The organism is Halioglobus maricola, assembly GCF_009388985.1.
GTDB lineage: Bacteria > Pseudomonadota > Gammaproteobacteria > Pseudomonadales > Halieaceae > Halioglobus > Halioglobus maricola.
Map to the genome: position 1 here is coordinate 1,234,922 of NZ_CP036422.1, position 10,981 is coordinate 1,245,902.

At 56.7% G+C, this 10,981-nt stretch carries 11 protein-coding genes; 10 read left to right on the forward strand and 1 reads right to left on the reverse strand.

Annotated elements, in window-relative coordinates; genetic code table 11:
- The first annotated feature begins 19 nt into the window (after window positions 1–19).
- The 5 genes from EY643_RS05645 to EY643_RS05665 are packed head-to-tail and all read left to right on the forward strand — an operon-like array spanning window position 20 to window position 4,806.
- On the forward strand, window positions 20–1,180 hold the full coding sequence (locus EY643_RS05645; protein WP_152661278.1) for an acyl-CoA dehydrogenase family protein: 1,161 nt from the start codon (window positions 20–22) through the stop codon (window positions 1,178–1,180).
- Window positions 1,177–1,965 carry an enoyl-CoA hydratase gene (locus EY643_RS05650; RefSeq protein WP_152661279.1) on the forward strand — a complete coding sequence of 263 codons (789 nt, stop codon included), beginning with the start codon at window positions 1,177–1,179 and terminating at the stop codon, window positions 1,963–1,965. Before EY643_RS05645 ends, EY643_RS05650 begins: the two co-directional genes overlap by 4 nt.
- Window positions 1,965–3,077, forward strand: a complete 1,113-nt coding sequence (locus tag EY643_RS05655; RefSeq protein WP_170287293.1) for an enoyl-CoA hydratase/isomerase family protein — start codon at window positions 1,965–1,967, stop codon at window positions 3,075–3,077. The genes EY643_RS05650 and EY643_RS05655 overlap by 1 nt, the downstream gene beginning before the upstream one ends.
- 11 nt (window positions 3,078–3,088) lie before the next feature.
- Entirely contained in the window at window positions 3,089–3,973 is an 885-nt protein-coding gene (mmsB, locus tag EY643_RS05660) for a 3-hydroxyisobutyrate dehydrogenase (RefSeq protein ID WP_152661281.1), read from the forward strand.
- Window positions 3,973–4,806 carry an alpha/beta fold hydrolase gene (locus tag EY643_RS05665; RefSeq protein WP_152661282.1) on the forward strand — a complete coding sequence of 278 codons (834 nt, stop codon included), beginning with the start codon at window positions 3,973–3,975 and terminating at the stop codon, window positions 4,804–4,806. Before mmsB ends, EY643_RS05665 begins: the two co-directional genes overlap by 1 nt.
- Here EY643_RS05665 and EY643_RS05670 read toward each other — a convergent pair.
- On the reverse strand, window positions 4,789–6,147 hold the full coding sequence (locus EY643_RS05670) for a malonyl-CoA decarboxylase (protein ID WP_152661283.1): 1,359 nt from the start codon (window positions 6,145–6,147) through the stop codon (window positions 4,789–4,791). The genes EY643_RS05665 and EY643_RS05670 overlap by 18 nt on opposite strands.
- 166 nt (window positions 6,148–6,313) lie before the next feature.
- Between EY643_RS05670 and EY643_RS05675 the strand changes: the two genes are divergently transcribed.
- The 5 genes from EY643_RS05675 (at window position 6,314) to EY643_RS05695 (ending at window position 10,668) form a co-directional block, all read left to right on the forward strand.
- A complete protein-coding gene (locus EY643_RS05675; RefSeq protein ID WP_152661284.1) occupies window positions 6,314–6,853 on the forward strand; it encodes a hypothetical protein in 540 nt (179 codons plus the stop codon).
- Window positions 6,854–7,090: 237 nt separating this feature from the next.
- Entirely contained in the window at window positions 7,091–8,143 is a 1,053-nt protein-coding gene (gene recA, locus EY643_RS05680; protein WP_152661285.1) for a recombinase RecA, read from the forward strand.
- Between the two features lie 233 nt (window positions 8,144–8,376).
- Entirely contained in the window at window positions 8,377–8,871 is a 495-nt protein-coding gene (locus tag EY643_RS05685; protein WP_152661286.1) for a regulatory protein RecX, read from the forward strand.
- 121 nt (window positions 8,872–8,992) lie between these two features.
- Window positions 8,993–9,766 (forward strand): FadR/GntR family transcriptional regulator, encoded by a 774-nt coding sequence (locus EY643_RS05690; RefSeq protein ID WP_152661287.1) that lies wholly within the window; start codon window positions 8,993–8,995, stop codon window positions 9,764–9,766.
- A 20-nt stretch (window positions 9,767–9,786) separates the two neighbouring features.
- Window positions 9,787–10,668: a dienelactone hydrolase family protein gene (locus tag EY643_RS05695; RefSeq protein WP_152661288.1), complete on the forward strand. Its 882-nt coding sequence runs from the start codon at window positions 9,787–9,789 to the stop codon at window positions 10,666–10,668.
- Window positions 10,669–10,981: the final 313 nt, after the last annotated feature.

Below are 10,981 nucleotides of genomic sequence, written 5' to 3' on the forward strand. Positions count from 1 at the left end.
AACCGGAAGGAGAAGAGCCTTGGATTTTTCCCTGAACGAAGATCAGATTGCCTTCGCCGACAGCGCTCGCGCATTTGCTGAAGGTGTTCTGGCTCCCAATGCCGCGGAGTGGGACGAGAAATCTATCTTCCCCAAGGATGCCCTGGCCCAGGCCGGTGAGCTTGGCTTTATGGGTATGTATACCCCGGAAGAGGCTGGCGGTCTGGGTATGAGTCGCCTCGACGCCAGCCTTATCGTCGAAGAATTGGCCAAGGGATGCACGGCAACCGCCGCGTTCCTCACCATCCACAATATGGCGACCAATATGATCGGCAAGTACTGCTCGGCGTCGACCATAGATGCGTGGTGTCCCGAGCTGGTGATGGGTAGCAAGCTCGCCTCCTACTGCCTCACCGAACCCGGTGCCGGTTCCGATGCGGCCTCCCTGCGCACAACTGCAGAACGGGATGGCGAGGACTATGTGGTGAACGGTGCCAAGGTGTTTATTTCCGGTGCGGGTGATACCGATGTCCTGGTGGTCATGCTGCGTACGGGTGGCCCCGGTCCCAAAGGTATTTCTGCGCTGCTTGTTCCCGCGGACGCCGAGGGCATTACCTACGGCAAAAAGGAAGAGAAAATGGGCTGGAACGCCCAGCCTACCCGTATGGTTACCTTCGACAATGTGCGGGTGCCCGTGGCAAATCGTCTGGGTGAAGAAGGGCAGGGTTTTTCAATCGCGATGGAGGGGCTGGACGGCGGCCGTATCAATATCGCCACCTGTTCCATCGGAACAGCCCAGCAGGCGCTGGAAGAAGCGGTGAACTACGTGCAGGAGCGCAAGCAGTTCGATACTGCGATCGCCGAATTTCAGGCGACCCAATTCAAGTTGGCAGACATGCTCACTGAGCTGGTTGCAGCGCGCCAGATGGTGCGCCTGGCCGCGAGCAAGCTGGACAACAAGGACAGTCAGGCTTCTACCTATTGCGCCATGGCCAAGCGCTTCGCCACTGACGTGGGCTTCAATGTCTGTAATGACGCCCTGCAATTGTATGGTGGTTACGGTTATATCAAGGAGTACCCCATGGAGCGGCATGTGCGCGATACGCGCGTGCACCAGATCCTCGAGGGTACCAACGAAATCATGCGAGTCATCGTTTCCCGCCGCCTGTTGATGGACGGCGCACTGGAGGTCATTAAATGAGCCTGAGCAACACTGAAAAACTAAAAGTAGAGATCGTTGGCCACGTTGCCAAAATCACTGTAGACAACCCCGCCGCTAACACCTGGGACACCGAAAGCCTGCCCGGTCTGGCTGACCTCGTCGAGAAACTGAACGCCGACAAGAACATCTACGCTCTGGTTATTACGGGTGCGGGCGAGAAATTTTTCTCCGCTGGCGCCGACCTGAAAATCTTTGCCGACGGCGATCCCGAGGCGGCTGGCATAATGGCCGCCGATTTTGGTAAGGCCTTCGAAACTCTGGCAGATTTTCGTGGAGTTTCCATCGCAGCTATCAACGGCTTTGCCATGGGCGGCGGCCTGGAAGTGGCCATGGCCTGTGATATCCGTATCGCTGAAGAGCAGGCCCAGATGGCCCTGCCTGAAGCCAAGGTGGGTCTGTTGCCCTGTGCCGGTGGAACTCAGCGCCTGACCCAATTGGTCGGTGAGGGCTGGGCAAAACGCATGATTCTGTGCGGTGAGCGTATCAAGGCTGCCAAGGCAGAGCAGATTGGTCTGGTAGAAGAAGTGGTTGCCACCGGTACCGCTCTGGAGAGTGCGATGGCTCTGGCTGAGCAGGTGGGCGAGCAGAGTCCGATTTCCGTATCCGCCTGTAAGAAACTCATTCATACAGCCCGTGACGTCTGTATCGCTCAGGGCCTTGCCGATGAACGAACCGAATTCGTCGATTTGTTTTCTACCGAAGACCAACGCGAAGGTGTCAATGCCTTCCTCGAGAAGCGCAAACCCGAGTGGAAGAACGCCTGATGAGTGCTCCTGTACTGTTTGAAGAACTTGCTGCGGGTAATGGCAAGCTCGGTCGCATCACACTGAGTGTCGCGGCTACCCTCAATTCACTGACGCTGGAAATGGTAGATCTGCTGCAGGAGAAGCTCGATGCCTGGGCAACCGATGACAGCATATCAGCCGTGTTTATCGAGGGCGCCGGAGAGAAAGCGTTTTGCGCTGGCGGCGATGTGCAGGCACTGCACCAGTCCGCGGTAGAGAAGCCCGGCGGTCCCTGCGATTACGCTGAGGCATTCTTTGCCCGCGAGTATCGCATGAACTATACCCTCCACACTTATGCCAAGCCGATTGTATGTTGGGGCCACGGCATTGTGATGGGTGGCGGTCTGGGGGTGATGGCGGGATGTTCTCACCGGGTCGTCACTGAACGCACCCGCATTGCCATGCCGGAAGTGACTATCGCCCTGTTCCCGGACGTGGGCGGCAGTTGGTTTCTGAACCACGCGCCGGGTAAGACCGGTGAGTTTTTGGCCCTGACTGGTGCGTCGATAAATGCCGCGGACGCTATCTATATCGGTATTGCAGACCGCTTTATTGCCAGTGATCACAAGCAAGCAGTCATCGATGAGTTGCTCGCGCAGCAGTGGAGTGGCGAGCCTGAGCGCAATCACGCGCTTGTGCGTCATGTGCTGCGGCCTTTCGCCGAGCAAAGTATTTCAGCCTCCCCTGCGGGGCAGGTAGAGCCGCATGCGGCGACTATCGCCCAGTTGCTGGATGGTGAAGATATTCACGATATCATTGATCGTATTACCGGACAGGACACCGACGATCCCTGGCTGGCCAAGGCGCGCGAGAGCCTGGGCCACGGTTCCAAACTGGCGGCGCAGTGGATTCATCGCCAGCTGTGGGAAACCCGCCACATGGGGCTGGCCGATATATTCCGTGCCGAAATCCAATTGGTGACCAACATCGTGCGTCATCCTGAATTTACCGAGGGCGTGCGCGCTCTGTTGATAGACAAAGACCGCAACCCTCAGTGGCAGTACAGCGCAAGCCGCGATGTGCCGCAGGATGTTCTGGATAGCTTCTTTACAGCGCCGTGGGCTGAAAACCCGCTGGCGGATTTAGGATAAGGATAGAGACAATGGCAACAATAGCATTCATTGGCCTGGGCAATATGGGTGGCCCCATGGCCAAGAACCTGATTTCGGCCGGCCACGCTGTCACCGTGTTCGACCTGGTGCCTGAGGCCTGTGCTGACCTGAAATCTGCAGGTGCATCCGTCGCGGCTTCGGCCGGAGAGGCAGCTGCCGGCAAGGACTACGTGATTTCCATGCTGCCCGCAGGCAAGCACGTGGCAGCCACTTACCTGGGCGACGATGGCCTGTTGGCCCAGCTCGATAACAGCACAACCTGCCTCGATTGTTCCACGATCGACGCGGCCACTGCGCGTGAGGTGGGCGAAGCTGCCGCGGCTGCCGGTATTGGTTTTATGGATACTCCCGTATCCGGCGGCGTGGCGGCTGCGGCAGCCGGTACACTGGCCTTTATGTGCGGCGGCACTGCTGAGACTTTCCCGAAAGCGGAAGCTGTTCTATCCGCGATGGGCAAGAATATCTTTCACGCTGGACCCGCTGGCGCCGGCCAGGTAGCCAAGGGATGCAACAATATGTTGCTGGCGATCCATATGATTGGCAGTGCCGAGGCCTTGGAAATGGGTGCCCGCAATGGCCTGGACCCGAAGGTGTTGTCTGAGATCATGCTAGCCAGTTCTGGCCGCAACTGGTCGCTGGAAGTCTATAACCCCTACCCGGGGGTGATGGAAACAGCACCGGCAAGCAATGACTACAAGCCCGGTTTCATGACCGATCTGATGGCGAAGGACCTGGGCCTCGCGCTGGAAATTGCCGAACAGAGCGGTGTGGACAACCAGATGGGAAAACTGGCCAAGGCGCTGTACAACAAGCATCAGGATGAAGGCAACGGCCAGCGTGACTTCTCCTCTATTCTGGAACAGCTTCAGGCCTGATGCCGGCCCCTGAGCAAACTCTCGCGGCCCTGCATGCCAGGGCCACTATCCGCACCACCGAACACAGCGAAACCCACATCACCTGGCAGCACTGGGGTGGTGAGGGTGCGCCGTTGTTGCTGGTGCACGGGGGTTTTGGGTCCTGGAGCCATTGGGCTGCAAATGTAGAAGCGCTCAGCCAGTCGCGGAGTGTATGGACCGTTGATTTACCCGGGCTGGGCAGTTCGGGAGAAATGCCACGGCCCTGGACGACGCAGCACTTTGCTCAGTTGGTGTTCGCTGGTTGGTGCGAACTGATAGGTGACGAACCGTTTGAGTTATCCGGTTTTAGTTTTGGCGCGATGGTCGGCGGGCAACTCGCCGCGCTTGCCGAAGAGCAGTGTTTGCGCTGCAGCCTAATCGGCGCGTCTGGCTTCGGCCCCCTGCATCGGCAGGTGGCGCTGCTGGCGCCTCCGGGGCCTGAGGTGCCCGTGGAGAAAGCGACTGCTGTTCACCGCGAGAATCTGGCGCGGCTAATGCTGCATACCCCAGGAGCTATCGACGATTTTGCGGTGTGTATCCACAGTGACAATCTCGCCCGGCACCGGTTTCGAAGCCGCTCGATGGCGAGAAGCAGTGATCTCGCGGATATTTTGCCAGAGATTCAGGCGCAGTTAGTGGGTATCTGGGGCGCTTGTGACGCTACTGCAGGAGGCCGGTCCAACATTGAGGCGCGCCGTGAACTGTTCCTCGCGGCGCAATCCGGGGCGGAGTTTTATGTGGTCGACGGTATCGGCCACTGGGCGATGTACGAGAGCCCTGAACGCATTAACCGCCTAATCCTGGGGGAGTAGGCGCATTACCGATTTGGCAGCGCTGATCTTGCCCTCGTCGAAGTACTCTTCGTGGTTGATCTCGATCTTATCCAGATCGTACAAGTAATTGACCATGATGCTACCTGATTGCTCCAGCCCCTTGCCCGTCAAATCTGCGCCCCAGTGCAAGCGGTGAAGGCGTGCGCCATTGCCGAGATGGAAGCGCGCTACGGGATCTTTCGCTAACGCACCCGATTTTTCCCGTATCAGATAGTGAGCGCAAAGCCGGGTGAGGGCGGCCTGCACCTCGGCCTCGACAACGGTGCGATTGACGGGTGCCTTGACCTTGTCAATCAGTGACGGGTCTACCAGTCCTTCGAGATCGGCATTCTTCAGCCAGCGGCGGAAACCGGGCACCGGCGAAAGGGTGACAAAATTTTTCAGCCCTTCGACTTCTTTCCTCAGGACTTCCACCACATTCTTGATCAGGAAGTTACCAAAGGAGACGCCCGCCAGCCCCGGGTGGCAGTTACTGATGGAATAGAACACGACGGTGCTGAATTCATCGGGATGCATGATCTCGCGGTTGCGATCGATGAGCGGTGCGATGGCACCGGGAATACCATCGGTGAGAGCCACTTCCACAAACACCAGTGGATCGTTGCCCATAGCCGGGTGAAAGAACGCGAAACAGCGACGGTCTTCCCGCAGGCGGCCGCGCAGGTCTTCCCAGCCGTTAATTTCGTGGACCGCTTCGTAGTCGATAAGCTTTTCCAGTACCACTGCGGGAGATGCCCAGTCGATGCTCCTTAACTCGAGGAAGCCCTTGTTGAACCAGGACACGAACAGGTGTTTCAGGTCGGCATCAACCGGCTTGAGTTCTGGGTGCTGACGCAGCAACTTGAGTAATTCACCGCGCAGGGCGACCAGGGTACGGGTGCCATCGGGTGCTGTATTAATGCGGCGGAATAGCTTCTGCCGGGGGGCTTCGGTTGCGCGTGTGATTTCCTGCAGGTTGGCGTATGCAGGGTCCTGTCGATAAAGCTCGGCTGCGGTCAGCAAGGCCTCGCGATCGATGTCGAAATCGGTAGCGAGGCGTTTGAAAAATTCCAGCCGGTCGTCGGTGGAGAGTTGCCGATAGCTTTCGGTGATCTCCTGGGCAAGTGCCAGCCCCGACGCTTCACCCCGATGCTCGATGAGCTCACTGCACAAGTCGACCAGGGCCTGGGTGGACCCGGCTGCGGCCGTGGTGACGGGACGGCGTCGGGCAAGAATTTCCCGACCGGCGGAGAGTACTGAGTTGAGCGCGCGGCCGAGGACGGTCACGCTTTCGTCGCCAGCTTGAGGGGCGATGTTTTCACTGGAGTGGGTCGAAGACATGGGGGCTCGCGAATTGGACAACTGTTCACTGATACAGTCTAGAGCATGCCATAACTCAGGGCGACCTCAACACTACTCCTTGAGGGTAGATTCGCAATGTACGGTCTGTGATCGTGTCCGAGCGTGCAGTTTCAATCACCCGCAATGAGGCGTAGCATGAATTCATATGACCCAGGGCACGTTGATACAAGAAGAGCTTCACACCAGGTTGGTGGCGACGTTTCCCGAGGCGGAAGCCGCTTCTGCCGCGAGGGTGGCACTTGGCCGCCAGTTTAATCTCGATCTCGCCAGGATGAGCTTGCTGACACCGGACCAGGCCGGTCTCATTACTCAGGGGAGCAAGTTTGATCATGGCCCTAGCGGCCGGGTTCTGCAGCGGCGCCAACTCAAATTTACCTTCATTGCGTTCGGCCTGATGCTGGTGGGGATGCTCGTGTTACACATCCTCGCTGAAGTTGGGGTCATTACTGAAGCACAGGTGACGGTGGGGCTCGGGGTTCTGATCACGGCCGCGATTGTGCTAACGGTGCACGGCCTGCTCTCCTGGCAGCACGTCCGTATTCTGGGTAATGCACGGGCCGGGATTGAAGAGGGCGCCTTACTGCTTATCGACCTGCACGACATCAGTGAGTCCTACGAGATCTGTCAGGCCCTCGATGACATGGGGGTGAATGTCTTCACCTCTTCTATAGGCGGACACGAGTGAACGACCTACCTGCCTGAATTGGCTACATGTGATTTCCTCCGGCCTAAATTAATGGCTTGGAGGGGTTGCAATTCAATTTCAAAGCACTGAGTATATATACAGTAGTTTTGCTGTATGGAATTGCGTGGGTAGCAGTCCATAGGGCAGTTTGGAATTAATCGAGCAGTTTTGACTAGTACGTGGGATGAGATGAAAAAAGTGGCTAAAGTAGCTAAAAAGGGTAAAGGGAGCATAAATATGGACGCAAATAAGGAAAAAGCACTCGACGCAGCGCTGTCCCAGATTGAGCGCCAGTTTGGCAAGGGAACCGTTATGCGCATGGGAGAGCAGGAGCATGTTGCTATTCCTGCAATCTCCACTGGTTCACTGGGGCTGGACGTCGCCCTGGGTATAGGTGGCCTCCCCAAGGGGCGGATCTGTGAAATCTACGGCCCTGAATCCTCCGGTAAGACAACCCTTACGCTGCAGGTGATCGCCGAGGCCCAGAAGGCCGGTGGCACCGCCGCATTTATTGATGCGGAACACGCCCTGGACCCCATTTACGCTGAGAAATTGGGCGTTCAAATGGATGACCTGATCATGTCTCAGCCGGACACCGGTGAGCAGGCATTGGAAGTTGCGGAGATGCTGGTGCGCTCTGGTGCGATCGACGTTCTCGTGGTCGACTCCGTGGCAGCACTCACACCCAAGGCCGAAATTGAAGGTGAGATGGGGGATTCTCATGTGGGTTTGCAGGCGCGCTTGTTGAGTCAGGCGATGCGCAAACTGACGGGCAGTATCAAGCAAACCAATTGCCTGGTGATCTTTATCAACCAGATTCGCATGAAGATCGGCGTGATGTTTGGTTCTCCAGAGACGACCACCGGCGGTAACGCCCTCAAGTTCTACTCTTCAGTACGCCTGGATATCCGTCGCATTGGTGCGGTTAAGGATGGCGATGAAGTGGTCGGGAACGAGACCCGGGTCAAGGTTGTCAAGAACAAGGTTTCGCCGCCGTTCAAGCAGGCTGAATTCCAGATCATGTACGGTAAGGGTATCTACCATATGGGCGAGGTCATCGACTGGGGTGTGAAGCTCAACCTGGTAGACAAATCTGGCGCCTGGTACGCCTACAAGGGTGACAAGATTGGTCAGGGTAAGGCCAATGCTTCCAAGTTCCTTGAAGATAATCCGGCCGTGGCGAACGAGATCGAGACTGCTATACGTGCCCAGACCCTCAGCACAGGTGAGCCGCCTGCAGCCAAAGAGGAGGCTCCTGCAGAAGCAGAAGAAGGCGCGGAGCAGGAATAAACCTGCCGATTTTCCCACGAGGCGCCGGGGCTCCACAGATCCCACTCTCGGCCCCGGCGCCTTTTTTATTGCTTTGTCTTTCGACTCCAGCGCATAGCTAGAGCTATCCATCGCGCCATAGAGCAGCACACCCCGGCAAAAATCAGAAACACGATGGGGAATGCGTCAAGCCAGGCTTTCTTGCGGTGCGCAGTAGTGTTGATGATGTATTTGTCTGGATGTAGAGTTTGTGGATGTCTGACCCTTGGCCCGATAACGACGATGAAGCAGGCGAGTTTGATCAGCTCACTGCTATCAATCCCAATGATGTTCGTATCGCCGCGATGAACTTTCTCGCCCGGCGAGAACACTCCCGCAAAGAACTCCAGCAAAAACTCCATAAGCGCTTCAAGGCGGCAGATTTGGTCGAGGAACAACTCGATCGTCTCGCGGAGGAAAACCTGCAGTCTGATAAGCGGTATACCGAGAGCTTCCTGCGTCAGCGTATCGGCCGCGGCCACGGGCCGTTGCGTATCCGCCAGGAAATGCGCCAGAAGGGCCTTAGCGACGGCGATATTGCGCGAGCCATGGAAGCGGAAGCTCCGGACTGGTTTGCACTTGCCGAGGCCACCTATCAACGCAAGTTCGGCGCGCAAGCGCCCGAGGATATCAAGGAGAAAGCCAGGCGTAGCCGTTTCATGCAGTATCGGGGTTTTAGCCATGATCACTACCAGCATTTGCTGGACTAGAGCCTACGTTTTTGTATTAGCGGGATGTCCATTATTGTCTTACCAATCGGAATGTGGTGTATTACCGCTCTAGACAGATGAATTTTGGGCCGCAGTGATAGCGGCCTCATGGTGGTGTGGCATGGCCGAGACTGAGACAAATAACCGACAGCGTCTTTACCGACAGATCGTTGAGCAAATCCTCCAATCAATAGATGCCGGCGAATTTCCCGCTGGGACACGCCTGCCGGCGGAGCGTGAGCTATCTGAAAAATTTGGCGTGAGCCGGCCGACAGTTCGCGAGGCCGTAATTGCCCTAGAGGCGATGGGGCGGGTGTCAGTCAAAACAGGTTCTGGCGTGTACGTGCTTGAGAGCAAGGGCGTTTCGAATGTCGGCGACAGCGTCAGCCCATTCGAATTACTGGAAACCCGCGTCCTGATAGAGGGCGAAGCGGCAGCGCTCGCTGCCTCAATGATCAGTGATGAGCAAGTCGAAGAATTGAAGCATGCGCTGGATGACATGGCGAGGGAGAACGAGAGCGGCAACCATCAGTCCGACGTCGCTGACAGGGCGTTCCACGCGGTTATCGCCGCTGCAACCAATAACCGGCTGCTCACCGCCATGATCGAGAATCTCTGGGATGTACAGGAGGGGCAGCATCATATTCGGGCGGCCCATCACTCTGTGTGTAAGCGAGATCCCGAGGCACGCTTGCAGGAGCACCAGGATATATATGATGCGCTCTCCTCACGTGACCCGCAGGCCGCGAGAACGGCAATGCGCAATCACTTCGGTCGTGGCATAAATGCATTGCACCAGCGCACGGAGCAGGAAGCGGTAGAAGCGGTGCAGCGTGAATTGTCGAAAACGAGAGAAAGGTTTTCCCTTACAAGGCTCAATCAAACCTCAACCTGAAACCGTTGGAGCGAAAGAAAATGCGCCAGGATCAAATAGATGACCAGGTTTTTGAACTGTATGACGAGTACTGTCACGGCCATATAGATCGGCGCGAGTTTTTCCGGCGAGCAGGGCAGCTGACGATCGCAACTGCTGCGGCGCTGGCGATGGCGCAAGCATTGGTGCCCAATTACGCTCACGCTCAGGAAATTATGTTTACCGACGAACGGATTAAAGCCACGTGGGTAGACTATCCATCTCCCGGTGGCACTTCCGGGCAAATGCGCGGCTATCTGGTCGCGCCCGCGGGTGAGGGGCCGTTTCCGTCCGTGCTCGTGATGCACGAAAATCGCGGTTTGAATCCATATGTGAAAGATGTCGCAAGACGTTTTGCCGTCGCTGGTTTCCTGGCACTGGCGCCAGATGGATTGGCTCCCATTGGCGGATATCCCGGAAACGACGATGACGGCCGCACCATGCAGAAAACCCTGGACCAGGCCAAGCTCAGGCAGGACATGCTTAACAGCGCGCTCTATGTTAAATCGCATGAGCTATCCAACAACAAGTTGGGGGCGACCGGTTTTTGCTGGGGTGGGGGTACTACCAATTTCCTGGCTACCGAGATGGGAGATGCCTTGAACGCAGGCGCTCCCTTCTATGGTAGCGCCGCCGCTTCCGACCAGGTCCCAAAGATCAAGGCTGCGATACAAGTCCACTATGCAGAAGAAGACAAGCGGGTGAATGCAATGCGCCCGGATTTCGAGGCGGCGCTGAAATCTGCCGGAGTCGATTACGAAATGCATATCTATGAGGGGACTCGCCACGGTTTCCACAACTACTCCACGCCGCGCTACCATGCGGAAGCTGCCCAGCTCGCCTGGGAGAGAATGGTTGCCTTCTTCCAGGCCCATCTGGCCTGATTGCCGCTCAATGACAACCGATCTTCGAGTTTGCTGCCCTAAGCACTTGTAAAGACACCTTGTCTGCAACTTTGCCAGACACTTCTACAGGGGTGTCTGACACTTCTTACCGTCATATAGCGCTATTTGATATTTCTCAATGAATTCCTCTTCGGGAAAAACCGTTTAAAAACAGCTATTTGCCCCTTCTGGGGCGCTTTCTGCCACCTTTTTCTTGGGTGTAAGACAATATTGGTCATATCAATTGTGTTGACACTTAGTTGGATATTGGCTAGTTTGTGCCGTATCGCATCACCTCATAATTTTAAAAGAT